Annotated in this window: 26 protein-coding genes; 13 read left to right on the top strand and 13 right to left on the bottom strand. The window is 43.7% G+C overall.

The annotated features are described in order from the left end of the window. Positions 1-13 precede the first annotated feature (13 nt). The 10 genes from E0Z06_RS06110 to tkt form a co-directional block, all read right to left on the bottom strand. Entirely contained in the window at positions 14-1,273 is a 1,260-nt protein-coding gene (locus tag E0Z06_RS06110) for a tetratricopeptide repeat protein (RefSeq protein ID WP_132582869.1), read from the bottom strand. A gap of 1 nt (position 1,274) precedes the next feature. Further along, on the bottom strand, positions 1,275-1,892 hold the full coding sequence (locus E0Z06_RS06105) for an energy transducer TonB (RefSeq protein ID WP_132582867.1): 618 nt from the start codon (positions 1,890-1,892) through the stop codon (positions 1,275-1,277). Between the two features lie 2 nt (positions 1,893-1,894). Then, positions 1,895-2,299, bottom strand: a complete 405-nt coding sequence (locus E0Z06_RS06100; protein WP_132582865.1) for a biopolymer transporter ExbD — start codon at positions 2,297-2,299, stop codon at positions 1,895-1,897. 12 nt (positions 2,300-2,311) lie between these two features. Next, the gene (locus tag E0Z06_RS06095) at positions 2,312-2,836 is read right to left on the bottom strand and encodes a MotA/TolQ/ExbB proton channel family protein (RefSeq protein ID WP_132586713.1); all 525 of its coding nucleotides are present in this window, start codon (positions 2,834-2,836) and stop codon (positions 2,312-2,314) included. Positions 2,837-2,838: 2 nt separating this feature from the next. Further along, positions 2,839-4,206 carry a MotA/TolQ/ExbB proton channel family protein gene (locus tag E0Z06_RS06090; RefSeq protein WP_132582863.1) on the bottom strand — a complete coding sequence of 456 codons (1,368 nt, stop codon included), beginning with the start codon at positions 4,204-4,206 and terminating at the stop codon, positions 2,839-2,841. A gap of 6 nt (positions 4,207-4,212) precedes the next feature. Continuing rightward, positions 4,213-4,983, bottom strand: coding sequence for a DUF3450 domain-containing protein (locus tag E0Z06_RS06085; protein ID WP_132582861.1), 771 nt, complete (start codon positions 4,981-4,983; stop codon positions 4,213-4,215). Positions 4,984-5,231: 248 nt separating this feature from the next. After that, positions 5,232-6,296, bottom strand: coding sequence for a class II fructose-bisphosphate aldolase (gene fba / locus E0Z06_RS06080; protein WP_132582859.1), 1,065 nt, complete (start codon positions 6,294-6,296; stop codon positions 5,232-5,234). A 48-nt stretch (positions 6,297-6,344) separates the two neighbouring features. Then, positions 6,345-7,526 carry a phosphoglycerate kinase gene (locus tag E0Z06_RS06075; protein ID WP_132582857.1) on the bottom strand — a complete coding sequence of 394 codons (1,182 nt, stop codon included), beginning with the start codon at positions 7,524-7,526 and terminating at the stop codon, positions 6,345-6,347. Between the two features lie 13 nt (positions 7,527-7,539). Continuing rightward, entirely contained in the window at positions 7,540-8,556 is a 1,017-nt protein-coding gene (gene epd / locus E0Z06_RS06070) for an erythrose-4-phosphate dehydrogenase (RefSeq protein ID WP_132582855.1), read from the bottom strand. A 49-nt stretch (positions 8,557-8,605) separates the two neighbouring features. Next, entirely contained in the window at positions 8,606-10,603 is a 1,998-nt protein-coding gene (tkt, locus tag E0Z06_RS06065) for a transketolase (protein WP_132582853.1), read from the bottom strand. A gap of 329 nt (positions 10,604-10,932) precedes the next feature. On the opposite strand from tkt, the gene metK reads away from it, so the two are divergent. From metK to E0Z06_RS06010, 11 genes are all read left to right on the top strand, one after another. Then, on the top strand, positions 10,933-12,081 hold the full coding sequence (gene metK / locus E0Z06_RS06060) for a methionine adenosyltransferase (RefSeq protein WP_132582851.1): 1,149 nt from the start codon (positions 10,933-10,935) through the stop codon (positions 12,079-12,081). Between the two features lie 141 nt (positions 12,082-12,222). Next, positions 12,223-13,797, top strand: a complete 1,575-nt coding sequence (locus E0Z06_RS06055; protein WP_132582849.1) for an AbgT family transporter — start codon at positions 12,223-12,225, stop codon at positions 13,795-13,797. Between the two features lie 117 nt (positions 13,798-13,914). Then, positions 13,915-14,643, top strand: coding sequence for a 16S rRNA (uracil(1498)-N(3))-methyltransferase (gene rsmE, locus E0Z06_RS06050; RefSeq protein ID WP_132582847.1), 729 nt, complete (start codon positions 13,915-13,917; stop codon positions 14,641-14,643). Between the two features lie 11 nt (positions 14,644-14,654). Beyond that, the gene (gene gshB / locus E0Z06_RS06045) at positions 14,655-15,617 is read left to right on the top strand and encodes a glutathione synthase (RefSeq protein WP_132582845.1); all 963 of its coding nucleotides are present in this window, start codon (positions 14,655-14,657) and stop codon (positions 15,615-15,617) included. Positions 15,618-15,641: 24 nt separating this feature from the next. Then, entirely contained in the window at positions 15,642-16,199 is a 558-nt protein-coding gene (locus tag E0Z06_RS06040; protein ID WP_132582843.1) for a YqgE/AlgH family protein, read from the top strand. Further along, the gene (ruvX, locus tag E0Z06_RS06035; protein ID WP_132582841.1) at positions 16,199-16,615 is read left to right on the top strand and encodes a Holliday junction resolvase RuvX; all 417 of its coding nucleotides are present in this window, start codon (positions 16,199-16,201) and stop codon (positions 16,613-16,615) included. The genes E0Z06_RS06040 and ruvX overlap by 1 nt, the downstream gene beginning before the upstream one ends. Further along, the gene (locus E0Z06_RS06030) at positions 16,599-16,847 is read left to right on the top strand and encodes a DUF1653 domain-containing protein (protein WP_132582839.1); all 249 of its coding nucleotides are present in this window, start codon (positions 16,599-16,601) and stop codon (positions 16,845-16,847) included. The genes ruvX and E0Z06_RS06030 overlap by 17 nt, the downstream gene beginning before the upstream one ends. Before the next feature lie 96 nt (positions 16,848-16,943). Next, positions 16,944-17,636 (top strand): YIP1 family protein, encoded by a 693-nt coding sequence (locus E0Z06_RS06025; protein WP_132582837.1) that lies wholly within the window; start codon positions 16,944-16,946, stop codon positions 17,634-17,636. Between the two features lie 15 nt (positions 17,637-17,651). After that, the gene (locus tag E0Z06_RS06020; protein ID WP_132582835.1) at positions 17,652-18,812 is read left to right on the top strand and encodes an efflux RND transporter periplasmic adaptor subunit; all 1,161 of its coding nucleotides are present in this window, start codon (positions 17,652-17,654) and stop codon (positions 18,810-18,812) included. Position 18,813: 1 nt separating this feature from the next. Beyond that, the gene (locus E0Z06_RS06015) at positions 18,814-19,521 is read left to right on the top strand and encodes an ABC transporter ATP-binding protein (protein WP_132582833.1); all 708 of its coding nucleotides are present in this window, start codon (positions 18,814-18,816) and stop codon (positions 19,519-19,521) included. Beyond that, complete coding sequence (locus E0Z06_RS06010) at positions 19,514-20,752, top strand: ABC transporter permease (protein ID WP_132582831.1); 1,239 nt, start codon at positions 19,514-19,516, stop codon at positions 20,750-20,752. Before E0Z06_RS06015 ends, E0Z06_RS06010 begins: the two co-directional genes overlap by 8 nt. A 120-nt stretch (positions 20,753-20,872) precedes the next feature. Here E0Z06_RS06010 and E0Z06_RS06005 read toward each other — a convergent pair whose 3' ends face one another. Together E0Z06_RS06005 and E0Z06_RS06000 are read right to left on the bottom strand one after the other, a co-directional pair. Continuing rightward, positions 20,873-21,763, bottom strand: a complete 891-nt coding sequence (locus E0Z06_RS06005; protein WP_132582829.1) for a tRNA/rRNA methyltransferase — start codon at positions 21,761-21,763, stop codon at positions 20,873-20,875. 187 nt (positions 21,764-21,950) lie between these two features. Next, a complete protein-coding gene (locus E0Z06_RS06000) occupies positions 21,951-22,175 on the bottom strand; it encodes a hypothetical protein (protein WP_132582827.1) in 225 nt (74 codons plus the stop codon). 202 nt (positions 22,176-22,377) lie between these two features. Here E0Z06_RS06000 and rlmJ point away from each other — a divergent pair, with 202 nt between their 5' ends. Together rlmJ and E0Z06_RS05990 are read left to right on the top strand one after the other, a co-directional pair. Beyond that, positions 22,378-23,214 carry a 23S rRNA (adenine(2030)-N(6))-methyltransferase RlmJ gene (rlmJ, locus tag E0Z06_RS05995; protein ID WP_132582825.1) on the top strand — a complete coding sequence of 279 codons (837 nt, stop codon included), beginning with the start codon at positions 22,378-22,380 and terminating at the stop codon, positions 23,212-23,214. Positions 23,215-23,229: 15 nt separating this feature from the next. Next, on the top strand, positions 23,230-24,009 hold the full coding sequence (locus E0Z06_RS05990; protein WP_132582823.1) for a S1/P1 nuclease: 780 nt from the start codon (positions 23,230-23,232) through the stop codon (positions 24,007-24,009). Positions 24,010-24,048: 39 nt separating this feature from the next. Here E0Z06_RS05990 and E0Z06_RS05985 read toward each other — a convergent pair whose 3' ends face one another. Further along, positions 24,049-24,594, bottom strand: a complete 546-nt coding sequence (locus E0Z06_RS05985; RefSeq protein WP_132582821.1) for an isochorismatase family protein — start codon at positions 24,592-24,594, stop codon at positions 24,049-24,051. Position 24,595: the final 1 nt, after the last annotated feature.

Raw genomic sequence — 24,595 nt, 5'->3', positions numbered from 1 at the left:
GTGGGGTTTTTTATTAAAGGCTTACGCCTTTTTGTTTTGCTTTATCTTTGATATACGATTCCCAACTACGCACCTGACGTGCCATAGCAGGATCTTTCTTCGCATTCATTAAAGCAGCATAGGCTTCTTTATATTTCTTCTGATAGAAATAAGCATCTACCAAGTTCATATAAACACCTGACTGCTTATCAACATTCATTGACAAGGCTTTATCAAACGCAACTATCGCATCGTTATAACGCTGAATAGATAAATAAGCAGAACCTTGGCGACGATAAGCGTCAGCTTCATTCGTCATCTTAGCAACTTCACCATAATACTCAGCAGCTTTTAAAAATTCACGAGCAGCTAAATAATTTGATGCGATAAAGGTCAGGTTGTTTTTGTCTTTCTTGACCAACCCGCTCTTCATGTGCTTTTCCATGACCGTTGCAGCTTTGTAAGGAATACTATTGTTAGCATACATTTGCGCTAACATTCTTACTTCAGAGTCTTTCTCTAAGTAACCTTGGCTATAAGCTAACTGCAGAGTCGATAAAGACTTACCATATTCTTCAGTTAACGTATAAAAGTTACCTAGGTAAACCCAGAACTGCTTGTTTTCTGGAAATAACTGCACCATGGTTTCAACGACGGCAATAAGATCTTTATAGCGCTTAAGCTCATAAAGTGCCGCCATTTTCAACTGATAAGGCCCTTCAATTTGCTTAGTAGCAAAGCGAATTGCATCATCTGCTGGCGCTAACACCTTGTCGTGCTGATTCATAAGGTAATAAGCATTAGCAATTCGCATATAAACTTCTGAATTTTGCTCACCAGTGAACATAATCCAGTCTTCATATGCTTTTACTGCCTTTTGATACTGCTTATCTTGTAGCAACATATCAGCAAGTAGTTTCATCGATGCAGCTTGGTCGGCAAAAGTTAACAAGTCAGGCTTAACTGCCATTGTTAAATATTTAATTGCCTGTTTTTCATCTTTAGTCGCGTAAAGGTTACCCAAAAAACGATTTAAGGTAGCGGTATCAAATTCATTACTAGATTTTGCGTCAAGCAACACGGCAAGTGCTTCGTCAAGTTTTTCTTCGTTATACAAATCAAAAGCTTTAACTAGCGTTTTACCAACACGTTCGCCCACTATTTGGGTTTTACGCGCTTTACGCTCTTCTACCTTAGCCATGTTAGGTTGCACAGCAGCCATAACTGACGTTGCGGTTACGCTAAGCGCTACACAAACAACCAATGCTGAGGTAAGTTTTTTAAGCTTAATCATCTTAACCTCCGGCCATATCTAAGGTGAAATCTAACTGAACTTGCTGTCCAGTTTGCTTCATTGTTTTACCATCAACCACTTTCGGACTGTATTTCCAGCGCCGTAAGGCACGGATAGCTTCACGGTCAAACACTCGACGTGGTTCAGCTTCGATAACCTCAACTTCATCAACACTACCATCTTCCATAATGCTAAAACGAAGTTTTACCCAGCCTTGTAAACCATCACGTGCTGCTTGAACGGGATAACGCGGTTCAATACGTACTATTGGCGTAGCGTCACCATCGCGCATCATACTCGATGGATCACCTAAACCACCTGATGAAGAACCTAAGTTCAAACCAGGCATATTAAAGCCTATAGCACCAGCAGCGTTGGCCGTATCCGGTTGTGGCTGAGGCGCTTTTGGCGGCTGAGCCGGTGGTGGTGGCGGTGGTGGCGGTGGTGGCCGCCGGGTCTGTGTTTCTGATTCAGGTGGCGTAGTGTTAATTTCTATAACAATACGCTCTTGCTCAGCGACTTTACGATCGCCACTTGACTTAAGCAAAGTGGCCATCATTAAGAACAACAGAAACGTTACCACCGCACCGATTATTAACGATGACAGGAAACGTACCATAATTACTTAGTCTCCCCAGCTACGCTAATCACCAGCGACGGATCTGCAGTTTTAATCTGATCCATAACTTCCATTACCACACCATGTTTAGCTTCTTTATCAGCTTGAATGATAATGGTGTCAGTTGGTGATTCTGCTCTTAACCGTTCGATGTTTGCTGAAACACGCTCAACATCAACTGGGCGCTTATCCATCCATATTTCACCGTTTGCACGGATCGCAATAAAGATAGTCGCACTTGGTTTTTTCTGAGCCTGAGCAGCTTCTGGTTTATTTACATCGATACCAGCTTCCTTCACGAAAGACGTGGTTACAATGAAGAAAATTAACATGATGAATACGATATCCATCATCGGCGTGATATCAATCTCCGCCTGTTCAGCTTCGCGTATAGGTTTGCGGGCCATAAAACACTCTCTTTAATGATGCGGTAAACTATCGGCTAAACTGGCTTTTTCCCGTTTAACCGTTAAGTCTAACCGCGCACTGAAAAATACACCTGATATCGCAGCTACTAATCCTGACATCGTTGGAATAGTTGCCATTGAGATACCCGTTGCCATGGTTCTTGGGTTACCCGTACCTTGCGTTGCCATAATATCAAACACCGCAATCATCCCAGTAACCGTTCCTAATAATCCAACCAATGGACACAGTGCAACCAAGGTTTTTATAATCAGCATACGCTGTTCTAATTTTTCTGAAGCCTCGGAAATCCAGCGCTCACGGATCTTATGCGCATACCATGATGTGGTATCTGCTCTGGCATCCCAGCGAGCCACAATATCCTTTTTTAACTTTGGATATTCGGCTTTAAGAAACCAGAACCGCTCTATCATCAATACCCACATGACGAAGAGTACCAAGGCGACAACGTATAATACGTTGCCACCAGTATGGATAAAATCCTGAACAGATTCCCACAGCCCTACTAGCTGGAGCATCATTAGGCTTTCTCCTTCTCCGCGTGCGCAGCAATAATACCAGCAGCTTGTTCATCTAAAACATGCAGAATAGTACGAGCTTTTGCTGAAACAAGAGAGTGCACGAACAGTAATGGAATTGCTGCAACTAGGCCCTGAGCAGTTGTTACCAACGCTAAAGAGATTGAGCCAGCCATCAGTTTAGGATCGCCTGTTCCGTACAAAGTAATTTGCTGGAACGTTAAGATCATACCGATAACCGTACCTAATAAACCTAGTAACGGAGCAACAGCAGAGATTAACTTGATTAAACCAATACCACGGTCAACCTTTGGTGTTTCACGTAAAATGGCTTCATCTAATTTCAACTCTAAGTTTTCTGTATCAGACGTTTTATTCTCATTGTATACACGTAAAATACGGCCCAATGGATTCTGCGGTGATGGATTACCTAAGTTTTTCAGCTGTGCGCGAATTTTGCTGCCAACAACGCTTAGTACAATAATACGCTCAAGCGCTATTAATAAACCGATAAAGAATACTACAGTGATGATATAACCAACCTCACCGCCTGCGTGGTAGTATTCCATCAACGTTGAACGCTGCTGGTTTAAACGTAATAAGCTATTGCCTTTGGTTGGATCTAGGTATAAACCAGTGATCTCACCTTTTTTAGCATTATGGAATGCGGCAACTGAATCATGAATTTTTGACTGTGGTTCACGACCCAAAGGTTGAATTTGGTCAGTAGATGAATTCAGAATTAAATATTCAGTCGCAGTGGTTAAGTGGAATGTACCAAAACGTGTAACACGTTTAGTTTCAACACCACCGTCTAACTTTACTACTTCAGCGTCAAAATCAGCAATTTTGCCTGATTCTGTCATTTCAGTTAATAAAGCCATCCATAAATCTTCCATCTGGCTTAACGTAGGTAATTCAGTAGCTGACGCTACGCTTCGCAGTGGTACATCACGACCAGGATACTGAGCACTTACAAGAGAGCCAGTAATAGTACCGATCGATTGGTTAGCAGATTGGCGTACAACACCAAACAACTCACCCATTGTACCTAAAGCGCTTTCTAATTCTTGTTGCTTCTGGCCAATAAGAATATCGTTATCAGCATATTCTTTTTGTAAACGCTTACCGCGACCTTCTTCATCAGAAAATTGCTTTTTCGCTGTGTTTAATAATGACTGTTGTGCAGCGCGATCAGCCAAGAATGCTTTTTCGCGATCTTGGTTAACACGACCTTCAACAGTACGCTCTTTCTTTAATTGTTCTAAAAGCTGATCTAGCTTGCCAGTGTCAGCAGTCGCGTTAAAAGCGATACCAGCTGACAAAGTCACAGCGGCAGCGATTAACATTGATTTGAATACTAGTTTCATGTGTTCTTACTCCGCTGCGATAAGTGGTACGCGATCCATTTCAAGCGTGGCTTCACGACGTGCCATCTTGATAAACTGAGCTACAGATGTCAGGTATGAACCTGGCAATTCGTCCCAGTTTGAGGTCTCTTTGTCCCACACCCAGCCTGACTTTCCATCTAGCGATAACGCCATTAAAGACAGACGACCAACATGAACATAATCTACTGTAGTTTCCTGGCCGTTAAGTGGCAACGTACCTTGGAATGCTGCTAGTTCTGAACCGTAAGCCACTTCAATGCTATAAGCTTCTAAAATTTGACGATATTGCTCTGAAAGTTGAACGTCTGAACGTCCCATAAGCTCACGTAAACGCTCAACACGCTCTAAACGACGCTCTGTACGTAAAGGAATGTCAGCTTTAACAAACTGCTCTAACGCATCAATCATACGGAACATTAAAGGTACAGTACCCTTGCGAGTATCTTCTAAACCTTCAATTTGGCGCTGAACTGAGTCTATCTGACGCTTCTGATCGGCAACTAAAGTTGCTAAGAAGTCGTTATATACTTTTAAGTTTTCAGTCTGGTCAACAACCTGACGGTACTCACCTAACAGCTCTTGCGACTGCTCATAAATGTTATTAATTTTTTCTTGAGACTGAACCGCTGCGCGTTGAATCTGATTACCTTCTTGATGCAAAGCTTTTAAATCTGTTGCTAGAACGTTCGCTGATAAAGCGAAAGCGCCAGCCAGAGCTGTTGCAACAAGACTCTTGCGAATTTTATTGTTAAACATAGTTCCCAACCAATTATTGCTGATTAACGTAACCTGAAGTTGTAAGGGCCATGCTGTTCTTACAGACAGAAAAGGCCCTCGGTTAGAGGGTAAACCGTCCGCATCATTACAGGTAAAAACGCCCTTGTCAAGACAACAAAGACGTCTGTAGAGCTGATTTTATGCGGCTTTTTATATGGTTTATTACCCAGTTTTTCTACTTTTAAAGCAATGAAAATTAATTTCTTAAAATTCATTAAATTTTTAGTTTATTTTATATTCGGCGTTAACTTTCCTGCTGAATACAAAGCCACCATATCATCTAACGAAATCGGTTTTATTTTGCTACCGTGCCCTGCAGCGTTAAACGCTTCGTAACGCGCTACACAGATTTCCATCATCGCTTTAACTGATGCTTGTAAATATTTACGCGGATCAAATTCAGCGGGATGTTCTGTTAAATAACGGCGAATAGCACCAGTTGAAGCTAAACGTAAATCGGTGTCAATATTTACTTTACGTACGCCATATTTAATCCCTTGTTGGATTTGCTCTACAGGTACACCATAGGTTTCAGGAATTTGACCACCATTTTCATTAATGATCTTTAACCACTCCTGCGGTACCGATGATGAACCATGCATAACCAAATGGGTATCTGGAATACGTTCATGAATAGCTTTAATTCGGTCTATCGCCAAAATATCGTCGGTTGGCGGCCGACTAAATTTATAAGCGCCGTGTGATGTACCGCAAGCAATAGCCAAGGCATCAACTTGCGTTTCACGCACAAACTGCGCCGCTTCTTCTGGATCAGTTAACATTTGCTCATGGCTAAGAATGCAATCTGCACCTATACCATCCTCTTCACCAGCTGCGCCAGTTTCAAGTGAGCCTAAACAACCTAGCTCGCCTTCAACCGACACACCACACGCATGCGCTATTTCAACAACTTTACGTGTTATGTTGGCATTATAGGCATAATCTTTTGGTGTTTTACCGTCTTCACCTAGAGATCCATCCATCATTACTGATGAAAAGCCCATTTGAATTGAACGCTGACAAACTGCTAACGACGTACCATGGTCTTGATGCATAACTACAGGAATATGCGGAAACTCTTCCACTGCAGCTAAAATTAAGTGACGCAAAAACGGCGCACCGGCATATTTACGGGCACCCGCCGATGCCTGAACGATGACAGGACTATCAGTTTTGTCGGCAGCCATCATTATTGCGCGCATCTGCTCTAGGTTGTTTACGTTAAAAGCTGGAATGCCGTAACCGAACTCGGCGGCGTGATCTAGCATTTGACGTAGTGAAATAAGGGCCATGAAATCCTCTCTTAATCTTTTTAATGTGCCGTTTTAATAATCAGTTTATTATAATATTTTTGCGCGCTGTTCCAGTATAGCTACAGCTGGCAGTGTTTTGCCTTCTAAAAATTCTAAAAATGCACCGCCACCAGTAGACACATAGGATATATTATCCGCGATATTATATTTATCTATTGCCGCTAGGGTATCACCACCGCCAGCAATAGAGAATGCATCACTATCAGCAATCGCTCTGGCTATTGCTTCTGTGCCGGCAGCAAACTGCTCAAATTCAAATACGCCGACGGGTCCATTCCAAACAATAGTACCGGCAGATTTAAGTATCTTAACCAATTCTGCGCTGGTGTCTGGCCCGATATCAAAAATCATATCGCTATCGGCAACATCCGCTACGTTTTTTAAACTAGCCGGCGTAGTTTCACTAAAGGCTTGGCCTACTACGACATCGGTTGGTACCGGAATATTCGCACCGCGTGCTTTAGCTGCGGCCATTAAACGCTGGGCTTGAGGAATTAAATCGGCTTCATATAATGATTTGCCTACATTGTTACCGTTAGCCGCAATAAAGGTATTGGCAATGCCGCCACCGACAATAAGCTGATCAACCATGCCAGATAAGGATTCTAGCACCGTAAGCTTAGTGGATACTTTAGAACCACCAACAATTGCCACTAATGGACGTTTCGGGTTTTTCAATGCAGCGGCTAAGGCATCTAATTCAGCCACTAATAATGGTCCAGCACAAGCAATAGGCGCAAACTTCGCCACTCCGTGTGTTGATGCCTGCGCGCGATGTGCGGTGCCAAAGGCATCCATAACAAATACATCACATAACGCGGCTAACTGTTTTGCCAGCACGTCGTCATTCTTAGCTTCACCGTGATTAAAACGTACGTTTTCAAAAATAACGACTTCTGACGCGGCTACTTCTATACCATTTAAGTAATCTTTGGCTAAACGAACCGGCACAGTTAGCACAGCAGCAAGATAATCCGCTACTGGCTGCAACGACGACTCGCTGTCGTAAACGCCCTCTTCTGGGCGGCCTAAATGCGACATCACCATTACTTTTGCGCCCTTTTGCAATGCCAACTCAATGGTGGGTATTGCGGCTTTTAAACGCGCGTCTGAGGTTACTTTACCGTTTTTTATTGGTACGTTTAAATCTTCACGGATCAAGACACGTTTGCTGTTAAGATCCAAATCGCTCATGCGAATAACAGACATTTTTAGCTCCTTGTTATAAATTCGGTTGCAGCATAGCTTTAGCCGTGTCGAGCATGCGGTTGGCAAAACCCCATTCGTTATCACACCAAACTAAACACTTTACTAGCCGCTTATGACTCACTCGGGTTTGCGAACCATCTACAATGCACGAATGTGGATCATGGTTAAAATCTACCGAGACTAATGGCTCTTCGGTGTAATCTAAAATACCCGCTAATTCACCAAGCTTAGCTTGGCGTAATACCTTATTCACCTGTGCAATACTCACGTCTTGCTGCAAACTTACGCTTAAGTCCATCGCGGTAACATTTAAGGTTGGCACCCTTACGGCAATAGCCTCAAAGCGCCCAGCAAATTTTGGCAATATACGTTCAATGCCTAAAGCTAACTTGGTATCAACGGGAATAATCGACTGGCTAGCGGCTCGAGTACGACGTAAATCAGGGTGATAAGCATCAATAACTTGCTGATCATTCATCGAGGCATGAATAGTGGTTATGGTGCCACTTTCAACACCAAAATGCTGATCAAGCGTCTGAATAACCGGCACTATGCAGTTAGTAGTACAAGAACCGGCTGAAATAACGGTCATATCGGCAGTTAAGCTATGGTGGTTGATGCCATAGATAATAGTGGCATCAATGTCAGTATCCGCTGGATGCGAAAACAACACTTTTTTTGCCCCAGCTTGCAGATGCCAACTGGCATGTTCGCGACTATGAAACACACCTGTACATTCCAGTACTATATCAACATCTAGCTCCGCCCAAGGCAGAGCTTGCGGATCAGCTTCACAGAATAACGCAATCTTGTCGTCATTTACGCTAATGCCGCCAGCGTATGAACTAACAGTAAAACCAAAACGGCCGTGCGAACTGTCGTATTTTAGTAAATGCGCCACACCCTTAGCATCAGCCAGTTCATTAATGGCCACCACCTGCAGTTCATGCTGCAAACCGTTTTCATAGACAGCGCGCAAAATATTGCGCCCTATGCGGCCAAAGCCGTTTATTGCTAATCTGATTGCCATAACACCACATAGAAAAATGGGATCAACACTGATCCCATTAGGTTAATTATTACGCCAGCAATTGCTGCGCGGCTTCAAGCACTTTTTCAGTAGTGATACCAAAATAGGCAAATAACTGCTCGGCTGGCGCCGACTCACCAAAACTGGTCATACCAATAATTTTACCGTTTAAGCCTACGTACTTGTACCAGCTATCAACTATGCAAGCTTCTACTGCAATACGCTTGGTTACTGCCGCTGGCAACACGGCTTCGCGATAAGCGGCATCTTGCAGGTCAAAGGTATCAGTTGATGGCATAGACACAACGCGCACAGCTTTACCTTGCTCAGTTAACTGCGTAGCCGCTTGCATCGCCAGTTCGACCTCTGAACCAGTAGCAATAATAATTAACTCAGGCGTACCGACACAGTCACGTAAAATATAACCGCCACGTTTTACGTTAGCTAATTGCTCAGCGTTACGTGCTTGTTGCACTAAATTCTGTCTAGAGAAAATCAGTGTAGTTGGCCCATCAGCGCGCTCAATGGCCGCTTGCCAAGCAATAGCAGATTCCACTTGATCACAAGGGCGCCAGTTAATTAAGTTAGGAGTGGCGCGCAGGGCGGCTAATTGTTCAACCGGTTGGTGAGTTGGGCCATCTTCGCCTAAACCAATAGAATCATGCGTATACACAAAAATGACACGTTGCTTCATTAACGCGGCCATGCGTACTGCATTACGTGCGTATTCCATAAACATGAGAAAGGTTGCGCCGTAGGGTATAAAGCCACCGTGCAAAGCAATACCATTCATCATTGCCGACATACCAAATTCACGCACGCCATAATAAATATAGTTGCCGCTGGCATCTTTCGCGGTAACCGCCTTACTACCATCCCATATAGTCAGGTTAGAACCAGCTAAGTCGGCAGAGCCACCCATAAATTCAGGTAGTAAAGAGCCAAACGCATTTAATGCATTTTGTGATGCTTTACGGCTAGCAATATTCGCAGGGTTAGCTTGTAGCTTTTTAATGTAGGCATTAGATTGTTCTGCCCAGTTGGCAGGCAACTGCCCAGCGATACGCCGACTAAATTCGGCGGCTTGTGCCGGAAATGCAGCGCTATAACGGGCAAACAATTGCTGCCAGTTTTGCTGTGCTTTAGCGCCCTTATCTTTGGCATCCCAGTCGGCATAAATATCTGCTGGAATTTCAAAGGGGGCATATGGCCATTGTAAAAATTCGCGAGTAGCAGCAATTTCAGCATCACCTAGCGGTGCACCATGACAATCTTGACTACCGCCTTTATTGGGCGAGCCATAACCAATAACAGTGCGACAACATATTAGTGTTGGCTTATCGCTTTGTGCTTTAGCTTGTTTAATTGCCGCTTCAACCGCGGCAGCGTCATGGCCATCAACATTACTAATTACCTGCCAGCCGTAGGCCTCAAACCGTTTAGGGGTATTGTCGGTAAACCAACCTTCTACTTGACCGTCAATTGAAATGCCGTTGTCATCCCAAAACGCAATTAGCTTACCTAAACCTAGGGTACCAGCTAACGAACAGGCTTCATGCGAAATGCCTTCCATTAGGCAGCCATCGCCTAAAAAGGTATAGGTATAATGATCAACAATGTCATAACCAGGCTGATTAAATTGTGCTGCCAACGCTTTTTCTGCCAGCGCCATGCCCACCGCATTGGTAATGCCCTGCCCTAAAGGACCCGTAGTGGTTTCTACCCCAGGCGCATAACCATATTCTGGGTGGCCAGGCGTTTTTGAATGTAACTGCCGAAACTGTTTTAAATCTTCAATGCTTAAATCATAACCGGTTAAATGCAGTAGCGAATATAGCAACATGGAACCATGACCATTAGATAAGATAAACCGGTCACGGTTTGGCCACTGCGGATCTTGTGGATTGTGCTGAAGAAAATCACGCCATAATACTTCGGCTATATCAGCCATACCCATAGGGGCGCCTGGATGGCCTGATTTAGCTTTTTGCACTGCATCCATGCTTAAAGCACGAATTGCATTAGCGAGTTGTTTACGAGATGGCATGTTCACTCCTGATATTGCACGGCTTCAATTTAACGAAGCTATTTATTATTAAGCTGAAAGATTAAAGCGATATGGGCGCCATTTTCCCAGAGCACCCGCGATATGGCAAATTTAAATCTAATTCAACGGATAAAATTACGCTTTATAGATCCAAGCGCAGAACATAACGTATAAACCAACCTAAAATAGCATTAAAGACGTCTGGGCGGCAGATTTGTCTGGCAAAGTATTAGTACTTTATCTAAAATAGCCGCCTATTTTTGGCCTAATGTTTACGCTTAATGCCGTATTTGGGCTAACTGTATTAACTTTATTTTGGAATACAACCTATGGCACAACACATTTTTACTTCTGAATCAGTATCTGAAGGGCATCCGGATAAAATTGCTGATCAGATTTCCGACGCCGTATTGGATGCAATCCTAGAGCAAGATCCCAAAGCACGTGTTGCATGCGAAACCTATGTAAAAACCGGTATGGTATTAGTTGGCGGTGAAATCACGACTACCGCTTGGGTTGATATTGAAGAATTAACCCGTAAAACCGTTCGTGAAATTGGCTATACCAATTCAGAAATGGGTTTTGATGCAGGCTCTTGTGCCGTACTAAATGCCATTGGTAAACAATCGCCTGATATTAATCAAGGTGTTGATCGTACAGATCCAAGAGAGCAAGGCGCCGGTGACCAAGGCTTAATGTTTGGTTATGCCAGTAACGAAACTGACGTACTAATGCCAGCACCTATTACCTACGCACACCGCTTAATGCAACAACAAGCCAAAGTGCGCAAAGACGGCTCCTTACCTTGGTTGCGCCCAGATGCTAAATCACAATTAAGTTTTATTTACGAAGATGGTAAGCCAGTAGGTATAGATGCCGTGGTGTTATCAACTCAGCACTGTGACAGCATTAATACTAAAGATTTACGCGAAGCGGTAATGGAAACCATTATTAAGCCAGTATTACCTGCTGAATGGTTAACGGCGAATACCAAGTATTTTATTAACCCAACTGGCCGTTTTGTTATTGGTGGGCCAATGGGCGACTGCGGTTTAACCGGTCGTAAAATTATTGTCGATACCTATGGTGGTATGGCGCGTCATGGTGGTGGTGCCTTTTCGGGTAAAGATCCATCAAAAGTTGACCGCTCAGCTGCTTATGCGGCACGTTACGTGGCAAAAAACATTGTTGCTGCGGGCCTTGCTGAGCGCTGTGAGCTACAAGTGTCTTATGCTATTGGTGTAGCAGAGCCAACCTCTATTAGCATTGAAACTTTTGGCACCAGCAAGTTAAGTGAAGAGCAGCTAATAAAGCTGATACGCGAACATTTCGACTTACGCCCTTATGGCCTAATTGAAATGTTACAGCTAGAACGGCCTATTTATTTGCCAACTGCGGCTTATGGCCATTTTGGCCGTGATGAGTTCCCATGGGAGCAAACCGATAAAGCTGAACTACTGCGCCAGTATGCCAAATAACCTTAATTAGGTTTAACAAGGAGAGTCTAGCTCTCCTTTTTTATAACTATCACTTGCCCTTTCGCCACTTATCATCCGGTTTATTTTGTGTATGATAGGCGGCGCTTAAAATACAAAACAATAAGAAAGGAAGGAACCAGTATGAACCAACAAACCGCCACTGCAGCTAAAAGCAGCTGGCTTAACCGGGCACTTAATGCCATTGAGGTAGTAGGCAATAAGTTACCCGATCCGGCAGTGCTGTTTGCGCTACTGATGATTATCGTTTGGCTTGGCTCTTGGTTATTATCAGGGGTGACATTCGCTGAAGTAGACCCTCGTACCGGCGAAGCCATTGTAATTAATAATCTATTAGAACCCACGTCGCTTACCACCTTTATGGCTAAGATGGTTGCTACCTTTGTTAGCTTTCCACCGCTAGGTGTGGTACTAGTTGCCATGTTAGGTTTAGGTGTTGCCGAGTACACTGGTTATATTAATGCCGGTTTACGCTCTATTTTATCGGTTACACCAAAAATGTTATTAACGCCGGTATTAATTGGCGTTGGTGTGTTAAGTCATGTTGCAGTAGATGCCGGTTATGTATTAGTTATTCCCCTTGGTGCCGTTATTTTTTATGCCGCGGGGCGTCATCCGTTAGCAGGTATTGCCGCGGCATTTGCAGGCGTATCAGGTGGGTTTTCTGCTACTTTTTTCGTGCCTTCAAGCCTAGATCCGCTGCTAGCCGGTTTAACTCAAGCTTCGGCTCGATTATCAGCCGATCCAGCCGCCGCTGAACTGGTTATTAACCCACTGAATAACTATGTTTTCACTACGGCATCGACCTTTCTTATTATTATTATTGGTTGGGTACTTACCGATAAATTTATTGAACCGCGGTTAAATAACACGCCTATCGATGGTGATCCGGCTGAACTACCGAAAATGGACGCATTAAAACCCCATGAGCGTAAAGGTTTACGCTGGGCCACTTTTGCTATGATATTAAGCGGCGTGTTACTTATGGTTTCAGCAGTGCCAGAAACTTCAGCATGGCGCTCTCCGCTAAATGGTGAACTCACTCACTCTTCGGCGCCGTTAATGCAATCTATTGTTGGCATTATCTTTGTGTTCTTTTTAATTCCGGGTGTAGTGTATGGCTACGTTTCTGGCAACGCTAAAAATCATCGCGATATTATTAAAGGCATGACCAAAGCCATGAGCGGCATGGGTTACTACATCGTTATGGCGTTTTTCTGTGCCCAGTTTATTTATGCGTTTGGCCAAAGTAATCTTGGTGCACTAATCGCCATTAAAGGCGCGAACTGGTTACAACACATGGCTTTTCCTATGGGAGTAACCTTAGTAGGCATCGTATTTTTATCTGGCTTTATTAATCTACTAGTCGGCTCAGCATCAGCTAAATGGGCATTAATTGGTGCAGTTATGGTACCTATGTTAATGGAGCTTGGTGTATCACCCGACTTAACTCAGGCAGCATACCGCGTTGGTGACTCATCAACCAATATTATTACGCCGTTAATGCCGTATTTTCCGTTAATAGTGGTGTTTTGCCAAAAATACGTTAAGTCGACCGGTATAGGCACACTTATCGCATTAATGCTGCCATTTTCTATTGCGATGTTATTACTCTGGACGACGTTCTTACTTGGCTTTTGGGCGTTAGATTTACCACTTGGCGTAGGTGCAAGTTACACCTACCCTGCAGCCGGTTAAACTATATTTATATACGCTATCTAAAAAAACTAACCCTGCTGTTGCAGGGTTAGTTTTTCTACCACCAAACAGTTTTGCCTGTTAACATTCCAACATATTTTCAATAGTGTAATTTCTATGCGTATTCCTCGTATTTTTCATAGCAGTGCCATTTCACTAAACAGTGAATTTAATCTTGATGACGATGCAGCAAACCATGTTGGCCGCGTATTACGTATGCCGGTCGGCAGCGCCATTACCCTGTTTAATGGTGACGGTTTTAACTATGCGGCCGTGATCAGTAGTAGCGATAAAAAGCGGGTTAGCGTTATTGCCTCAGAGCAGCAACCTAACACTGTAGAGTCACCGCTAAGCATTCATTTAGGCCAAGGCATTTCTCGCGGTGATCGCATGGATTTCGCCATTCAAAAAGCGGTTGAGCTGGGTGTAACAGAAATAACGCCGCTATTTACCGAGCGCTGTGGTGTAAAGCTAGATACTGAACGCTTAGCGAAACGCACTGAGCAATGGCAAAAAATCGCGATTAGCGCTTGTGAACAAAGTGGCCGAAGTATTGTGCCTAAGGTGCACCCTGCTATTAATCTAACGCAGTGGTTGGCCCAGCAAACAAAAGAATTAAAACTAACCTTGCATCCGTGGGCAAAAGACACCATTAAGACCCTAGCGCCCAGCACTGGAATTCGCTTGGTTATTGGCCCAGAGGGTGGTTTTACTGATGCCGAAATGAGCCAAACCAGCGACGCTGGCTTTATCGGCATACAACTAGGCCCACGCGTATTACGTACTGAAACCGCAGCATTAACCGCTATTAGCGCACTGCAGTTACAATTTGGTGATTTAGCATAAGGATTAACAGCATGAGCAAAACCATAAAACTGGGTATCGTAATGGACCCAATTAGCGCCATTAATATTACTAAAGACTCCAGTTTTGCCATGTTATTGCAAGCCCAGCAACGCGGCTATGAAATTCACTATATGGAAATGGCAGACCTTTACTTGCTAGAAGGCGAAGCCCGTGCCAGCACTAAATTACTCAACGTTGCGCAAAATAAAGATGACTGGTACCAATTTGGCAGCCAACAAGATATCGCGCTTGGCGAACTAAACGTTATTTTAATGCGTAAAGACCCACCGTTTGATACTGAGTTTCTTTACGCCACCTACATTTTGGAACGGGCAGAAGACGCGGGGGCATTAATTGTGAATAAACCGCAAAGCCTGCGCGATGCGAATGAAAAACTTTATACCAGTTGGTTTAATCAGTTTACGCCAAAAACACTAGTTACCAGCGATATAGCGCGCCTAAAGGCGTTTTACCAAGCTGAGCAAGACGTAATTTTAAAGCCACTAGACGGCATGGGCGGTGCATCAATTTTTCGCTTAAAACCCAGTGATGCTAACGTTAGTGTAATTTTAGAAACCCTAACTGAGCACGGCACGCGTTATGCGATGGCGCAGCGTTATATTTCAGCAATTACTGACGGTGATAAACGAATTTTAGTAGTAAATGGCAAACCCGTGCCATACTCATTAGCACGCATTCCTGCCAGCGGCGAAACCCGAGGCAATTTGGCGGCGGGTGGTCGCGGCGAAGCTCGGCCATTATCAGAGTCAGACTGGGCTATTGCCAATGCTATTGGCCCAACACTTAAGGCAAAAGGGTTAATTTTTGTTGGTTTAGATGTAATTGGTGATAAGCTTACCGAGATTAATGTTACCAGCCCCACCTGTATCCGCGAAATTGAAGCGGCGTTTCCAATCAGTATTACTGCTATGTTATTTGACGAAATTGAACAGCTGCTGGCAGCTAGCCAGTGACAACCCAGTTGTAGCGAGGTCACTATGCAGAGTTTTCAAAATCATTTTTTAATTGCTATGCCCGCACTAGACGATCCGATGTTTAAACGCAGTGTTACCTATGTTTGCGAACACAACGACGAAGGCGCGATGGGTATAGTTATTAACCATCCGCTAGATGTAAGAGTGGCAGATTTGCTTAAACAATTACAAATAGAATTTAACACCGACAGCCCTGCCGCTACCGCGCACGTTTGCGCCGGCGGCCCAGTGCAGCACGACCGTGGGTTTGTTTTACACACTGCAAAAGAAGGCTACAGCAGTAGCATGCATTTAAATAACGAGCTAATGGTTACCACTTCCAAAGACATTTTGTTTGATTTAACCACTGAACACGCACCAGAAAAGTTTATATTAGCACTAGGTTATGCCGGCTGGACTGCTGGCCAACTAGAACAAGAAATTGCCGATAACTCATGGCTAGTTATCCCTGCTGATAACAGTATTATATTTGATTTAACCCACGCTGAAAAATGGCAATCAGCCACCGCTACTTTTGGCATTAAAACGTGGCAATTAACTAGCGAGGCCGGACACGCCTAATGAATCGCACAGTATTAACTTTTGATTACGGCACCAAAAGCATTGGCGTCGCGGTTGGCCAGGAGCTTACTGGCACCGCGTCGCTGCTTAGCGCGCTTAAAGCCCAAGATGGCACACCAGACTGGCTACAACTAGAAAAGCTGATTAAAGAATGGCAACCACAGCTATTATTAGTGGGTTTACCACTGAATATGGACGGCACAGAACAAGATTTTACCGCACGCACCCGCAAGTTTGCTAACCGCTTACATGGCCGGTTTGGCTTACCGGTTGAATTAAAAGACGAGCGTTTAACCACCGCCGAAGCACGTAGTCAGTTATTTGCCGCAGGCGGCTTTAAAAACTTAAGCAAAGATAAAGTTGATAGTTTTTCCGCAAAAATAATTTTTGAGAGCTGGTATGAGCAACAACATTAACGCCCCACTACAAACGGGTTATTATCAGCATTATAAAGGCTATTATTATCAGGTTATTGGTTGTGCACGACATAGCGAAACCGAAGAATGGCTAGTTATTTACCGCGCTTTATATGGCGATTTTGGCCTATGGGCCAGACCATTAGCTATGTTTACTGAAAACGTAGACATTGCTGGCGAGCTGCTCCCCCGCTTTCAATATATTGGGCAAGATAGCCCTCTAACTGAATAAAACACGTCTTTTATTATATTTTGTTACAAAAAATCATTATTTCTCTTCCACCTTGCATGATACTTTAACAACATACTCATCACTAAAGGAAACATCATGAGCAAAAGTATTGCACAGGGTTTAATAGACATTTATGTCGACCCGAAAAGTTTGTTTGATACATTACAAGACAAAAAAGGCTGGAGCATTGTGCCTTTTTTATTATTGTTAATAACGTCTGCCGTGGTCATGTATGTGTTTTTTGCAGGGATGAGCCCAAGCTGGATAGTCGAACAACAAATGCTCGCGGTTGCCCATACATTAACCCCGGCAGAAATTGAGAACACGCGCGCGGTTATGGGGCAAATGGCTGATAAGTCAAAATATTTTTCTTTGTTAACTTTAATTTACCTACCTATTATGCTCGCAATTCAAGCGGTTTATATTATGCTGGTTGGTAACCCTGGCCATAAAAGATCTTATGGCAGTTGGTATGCTATGTCGGTATGGGTCAGTATGCCCAGTTTAATAAATATCGTCGGGTTATTAGTATTAATACTGCTAAGTAATACCCCTGACATGCCAATTAACTCAGCTAACTATCTATCGTTAAACCAACTGGTATTTAATTTTAGCCCACAAGACGCTTGGTTTTCATTCACTGAAAGCTTCAACCTCATTTACATATGGTCGACAGGCTTAGTCGCTGTAGGACTAAAAAGTTGGAGCGGCTATTCAACCAGCAAAGCTATTTTACTAGCCGCGCTACCGCTAGTGGTTATCTTTGGTATTTGGGCACTATTTATTTAATTCGGTACTAGTTATATGAAAAAATTCTGGATTGCCGCCATTATTATCGTGTTGCTAATTGGTTTGGTAAGCATAAGTCAGTATCACCAACGGCATCAGCAACTTGATGTCAACACTGCTGAAGTCACTCAAGGCACTTTAGCCGATACTATTTTGGCCTCTGGCAATCTAGAATTTAATACTCAAATTCAAATCCGTACAGAAGTAACAGGCCGGATTATTGAAGTTTTAGTAGAAGAAGGCGACACAGTTGAAGCGGGCCAAGTTTTAATGCGACTTGACCCGACCGCATTTGCGGCAGATGTAGAAAGAGTGCAAGCGCTAGTTAAAACTCAAGAAATTGATGTGCAGCGAGCTAATGCTTTACTAGTAGATATCCAGCGTCAGTTAACACAACAAAAAAAGCTATTTACCGTTGGTTTAATACAACAAGATGTTATTGATAGCTTGCAAAGTCAGGTTGATATTGCTCATATTAATGTTTCATCAGCACAGGCGGCTTTAAGACAAAGTCAGGCAACCCTTACCATGGTTGAGGATAGCTTACGTAAAACAATTTACCGCGCACCTATTTCGGGGTTATTAGCCAGTGTTGATATTAAAGCTGGCGAAACGGTTATTGCAGGTACAACTAATATTATCGGTTCAGCTTTAATGACCTTAGCTGATCCCAGCGCTATTTTAGCCGAGCTGCGGGTAGACGAGGCGGATATAGCGAATATATACATAGGCCAGCAAGCTAAAGTATTTGCCGCGGCTTACCCACGCCAAGCTATTCACGGTGAAGTAATTCAAATAGCCACTTCAGCGCGTGCCATGACGCAAAATCAAAGTTTATCGTTTAGAGTAAAAGTACTGTTGCAGCCTGAAGAGCTAGCGCTGTTCTCTGGTATGAGCTGCCGCGCTGAACTAGTACTGAAACAGCAAGAAAACAGCTTACAAATACCGATAGCCGCCATTCAACATCAAGGAAATAAAGCCTTTGTCTGGCTTGTTGAAAATAACAAAGCTATAAAACGCGAAGTTGAGCTGGGTATGGCAACAGACACAGCGCAACAAATTTTATCTGGTTTAAACCTGCAACAAACAGTAATTATTGGTCCAGCAAGGGTTTTAACTCGCATGGCTGAAGGCAGTACCGTTAATGCTACCCTGCTTGCGACGCAGGAACTTTAAGATGTCTTCGGTCATATCGCTACAGCACATCAGTAAATATTATCAGATGGCCGGTGAGCGCTTTTATGCTTTAAAAGATGTTAGCCTGACAATAAATAAGAATGAATACGTGGCCATCATCGGCCCGTCTGGCTCCGGCAAGTCGACCCTAATGAATATTATTGGTTGCTTGGATACACCCAATGAAGGGCAGTATCAACTCGCCGGCCAGAATGTAGCCAACTTATCCGAGGCTGAACTTGCCACTATGCGCAATCAGCAAGTCGGCTTTATTTTTCAAAGCTTTAACTTACTCCCCAGAGCAACAGCATTAGCTAATGTGATGCAACCGCTGGTTTATCGCTTAATCAGTAATCGCGACAGGCAAAGCATGGCAAAAGAGGCGTTGCGCCGAGTAGGTCTAGCCGATAAAGCCCAACATTTACCTAATCAGCTTTCTGGTGGTCAACGCCAGCGGGTTGCTATTGCGCGGGCATTGGTAACTCGCCCCGGAATTTTGCTTGGTGATGAACCAACCGGGAATCTTGATAGCAAAACCACGCGCGAAATTATGGCGTTGTTTGATGAACTACATCAGGAAGGCCATACCGTTATTCTGGTTACGCATGAACAAGAAATTGCCGATCACTGTCATCGAGTTATCCGACTAGTAGATGGACAGTTAGCACAAGATAGCCTTACCGCAGTCGGAGAAAAACAACATGTTTAAAGGACTACATGCTGCGCTTGAGGGCACTAAGGCCGCACTGTTGTCAATTAGAGCACATGCATTGCGCAGCGCACTAACCACGTTAGGTATTATCATTGGCGTGGCTGCCGTCATTACCGTTGTTGCCATTATGCAGGGCTTAAGCCATACGGTTAGCAGCCAATTAGATGATTTAGGTAGCGATATGATTACATTACGGGCCTATACCTCTACCGAACAGCAAATGTTGGGCATATTTAACCGGCTGCACCACGATGATTTTTTAATGCTGAAAAGCAGAGTACAAAACGTTGAGGATATGACCGCTACCATGCAAGCCTTTAGTATGGGCAGTCAGGTACAGTATGGCCGGAACAATGCTCAAACTCAGATTATAGGCACCGATAGCAGTTACCAAAATGTGGTTAGGGTTTATCCAGAATTTGGCCGTTTTTTATCGCTAAGTGATGATGATCATCGCCGCCGCGTAGCTTTTGTCGGCTCGTCACTAATCAAAAAACTAAATTTACCAGCAAATCCGGTTGGCGAGTTTATTAACTTATCTGGCGACTGGTTTCGTATTATTGGCGTAGCAGAAACGCGCGGCTCACTGTTTGGCTTTGATCAAGATAATTATATTATTGCCCCTTTTAGCACTATCCGCTCACTAACTGGTGAGCGAGCCGCTAGCAATATCGAAGTTATGTTTCGCACCGCGGCCAATGCCGATGCAAAACAAGTGCAAGAGCAAATGCGTCAACTATTACGCCAGCGTTATCGTTTACAAAAAGATGATAAAGATAGCTTCGAATTTATCAGCGCCGAGCGAATGATCGAACAATTCTCTAGTATTACCCAAAGTATTACCCTAGTAGCCGCAGGTGTAGTAAGTATTAGTTTGCTAGTTGGTGGTATAGGCGTAATGAACATTATGCTGGTATCAGTAACAGAACGAACCCGAGAAATTGGCATTGTTAAAGCATTAGGTGCAACACCACAATTTATTTTGTTGCAGTTTTTAGTTGAAGCGCTGGTGTTATCCTTGTTTGGTGGCTTAATTGGCTTACTGCTAGGTTATGGTATTGCGGCCTTTATTGGCCTAATGATGCCCTCTATGCCAGAAGCTTTAGTACCCATGTGGGCAATATTTTTATCTATAGGTTTTACTACACTAATTGGTGTGGTATTCGGCCTAGCACCAGCTATAAAAGCCTCTCGGTTAAACCCAATAGATGCTTTACGCTATGAATAGCTATTAAGTTCAGCGCTTTAAATACTGCCAATAAGCATAGATAAGCACTTATTGGCAGCAACTCAATTCATATTACTTATGCAGTATTGCTTGTTCGCTTTCACTTATTGCTGTGCATATTTAAAGCTGCTGGCGATACCACTCACCCAAAATTAAGCTCGCCGCCACGCTAACGTTAAGTGACTCTACCTTACCAGTACCGGGTATTTGTAGTGCAATATCGGCGCTTTTTGCTACATTTTGCGATACACCAAACATTTCTTCACCAAATACAATAACCACTTTGGCGGGTAATTTACTGTTGTATAACGAGCTGCCGCCATGGCTAGAGGTAGTTACTAGGGTATAACCGGCTTCCTTACATAGCTTTAACGCTAAAGGCAAATTGTCACACGATAAGCCATTAATAAACTCACCACCGCCTTCCGCTGTGCGCAGTGCAGCGCCCGATTGTAACAGCTCGGGTTGTTTCATAATAATGCCGCCAACGCCAAAGTGGGCACAGCTGCGGGTAATAGCACCTAAATTGTGTGGGTTACCTACGCCATCTAATGCCAACAAGCAGTCTTGTTTGCGGTCTTTTTTCTGCAAATAAGTGGCCAAATTTTGCAGCGGTTTACGCTTAACCAATAACACTACGCCACCATGATGGCCACTACCGGCAACCTTCTCAAGCTCGGCACCATCAACAATATGGTAGGCTTTTTTCGCTGCAGCTAAATACTTCATTACATCAGCAAACTTTGCGGCCATCAGCTGTGATACGTAAAGCCGTATTACACTTTCAGGGCGTTGCGTAAATAGCACTCGGCAGGCGTTTTCACCATATACTTTACTTTCATTATCTAGCGCGGCGCGCACTGGCTTGCCAGCATGGATATTAGCTTGCGGAGCCTTAACACTAGCAGCGCGCTGTGTTCTATTCGCTGGCTTTTTTGCCGCAGCGTCTTTAGTCCAAGGTTTTTGCAATGGGTTAGCGGTTTTACCACCCTTGCCTTTGTGTTGTGACATACGCTTTCCTACTTGCACCCTATAGCGGTGAAAAACAAATGATGCCGCAGATTTTACCAGCTACAAGCCTGCAATACTTGCATTTTCAGCATTCAGCCTTGCTAAGCGCAAAATTGTGTATTGAGCACTAACTAAAATCTCAGTCTAGTTATAACCATTGGCATAACACCAAAGCTGATGTAGTTATTTACTCAGTCAACTCATGCGGAATTGAAATTAATTGTAATTGGTGAATTAAGCTGTAGTTGTCGGGTCGAAATATAACGTAGTAAGCCACATCGGTATCGGCAAAATGACGCACTATTGGCCGAGCGATGTTTTCTGATGCTTCTTCAATAATAAAATCACTCGGATACTCAACCATTGCCCTACTTAAGCGAGTGTCAGCATAGTTGATAAATGCTGGCGCCACCGAGCCACTTTAATTTTGTGCTAGGTTTTACGCGAGTTTTTGCATTAGCCATTATTCATTCTCATAGTGCGGGTATATAAAGTAAGCCTGTTGTTAACACCACGCAGTTTGTGTTTTTACCCACTACATAGCAACAATACTTGTAATTTTCTCGCTGGGCAGTATGCTGACGGCCTTAATTTTTAAGCTGTAGGCTAGGTTTATGCTAAGTTATCGTCATAGTTTTCATGCGGGTAATCATGCCGATGTGGTTAAGCACTTGGTGCAGGTTGCTATTCTTGACTATTTATTGAAAAAAGATAAACCGTTTTGCTATCACGACAGCCATGCCGGTGCCGGTTTATATAGTTTATTAGCTGAGCAAGCGCAAAAAACCAACGAATACCAAGGCGGCATTGCCAAGTTATGGCAGCATGAGGTACAAAACCCAACGCTACAGCGGTACATTGACGTAATTAAACAACTTAATACTGATGATGAACTGGCGTTTTACCCTGGTTCACCGAAAATTGCCGCATTAATGCTACGCAGCACTGATAGCATTCAAGCAACAGAGCTGCACCCAACCGACTACCCTATTTTAGCTAGCCAGTTTGCGCGCCGCCGCTATAGCCGTATTGAAAATATGGATGCTTGGGCCGGCTTTAAAGCGATGCTACCGCCGCTCTATAAACGTGGCTTAGTACTCATTGACCCACCTTACGAGCTAAAAACCGAATACCAAGATGTGGTTGCGGGTTTGCAATTGGCGTATCAGCGTTTTCCGCAAGCAACCTATGCTATTTGGTATCCGGTAATAGAGCGTGACGCAGTAGAGGCGTTTATTCGTGAGTTAGTGAATACCGGCATTAAAAACCAATTACGTATTGAATTATGCCCGCATAGCGACAGTAGCGGCTATGGTATGACTGGCAGCGGTATGTTAGTTATTAATCCGCCCTATACTCTTGCGGCTACTATGCGTGAGGTATTAACTGAAATTCAGCCGCACGTTGCAGCTAATGGCGACTGGCAAGTACACCAACTTGTTCCCGAATAGATTTGAAGTAACCCTATGCGTATTTTATTTTTTGTCTTATTAGCGTTAAGCGCACAGCCTGTATTTGCCTTTGGCCAAACTGGCCATAAAATGATTTGCGATATGGCCTACCAATTAAGCCAACCACAAACTCAAGCCCATATTGATACGGTAGTAAAGGCATCAGGGTTAAGTAGCTTTGCCGAAGGTTGTGTTTGGCCTGATACTTTGCGTGATGATGACAGCTTTAAATGGTCCGCACCTTTACATTATATAAACTTTGCTCGCCACAATACGACAGTAAGCCAAGCTGACTGTGCCAAGCTCGGCTGCGTGCTATCGGCAATTACCGATATGCAACAACGTTTAGCCAAAGACGATAATGACTGGCAGGCGTTACTGTTTTTAGCGCACTTTATTGCCGATTTGCACCAACCACTGCATGTTAGCTATGCCGATGATCTTGGCGGTAATAAAACCCAGGTTACGTTTTTTCAACAAGCCACTAATTTGCACTCAGTATGGGATTCGAGAATATTAGCCAAGCTTGGCTATAATAATAACCCCACAGCACAACAGCAATTATTACAAGCCATTGATAGCAAGCTCGCGTACCAATGGCAACAATCTACCGTACTGGATTGGGCCAATGAATCAGCGGTATTAACCAAGGACATCTATCATCATTATCAGCCCAATATGCTACTTAGCGATAACTACGTACAACAATACCAAACCAGTTTAGAAACACGAGTGCAGCAAGCTGCTGTGCGCTTAGCTTTAGTTCTAGATAAAACCTTTAATTACCGCCCTTAGGCCGGTAACAGGCCTAATTTGGGTTGCGGTTATACACTATTATACAATCCAACCTTTACTAATTTGCCTAAAGGTATCGGTGCCACAGCGCTGTAGCCACTCAAAGGCTAGCATTTCCTTGCTAATAATTTGTGCACCGCACTGCGCCATACGGTTAAGCGCTAACTGTTTGTTTTCTATAGTGCGCGAGCCTACAGCCTCTACCACCACAAAAACCTGATAACCTAAAGCCAGTAAATCCAGTACCGATTGCAATACACAAACATGGGCTTCGGTGCCTAAAATAACAATCTGCTTACGGCCGGTTGAGACCAAAGCACTTACTATGTGCGGCTCTTTTAGCGCACTAAAATGCATTTTTTCTAACACCTGCGTTTCGGGTACAAGCTCGGCAATTGAGAGTAAAGTGCTGCCCAAACCTTGCGGGTACTGCTCGGTGGCCCAAATTGGCACATCTAACTGCACGGCAATTTGTAACACCCAAGCTGCGGCTTGTTCTACTTCTTTAGTTTCAAAAATGGCCGGAGCCAGTTTTTGCTGAATATCTATAACTAGTACTAACGCTTGCTCAGCCTGCAATAACATA

The organism is Rheinheimera sp. D18, from assembly GCF_004345025.1.
Taxonomy (GTDB): domain Bacteria; phylum Pseudomonadota; class Gammaproteobacteria; order Enterobacterales; family Alteromonadaceae; genus Alishewanella; species Alishewanella metallidurans.
This window is presented reverse-complemented; position numbering and strand designations above follow the sequence as displayed.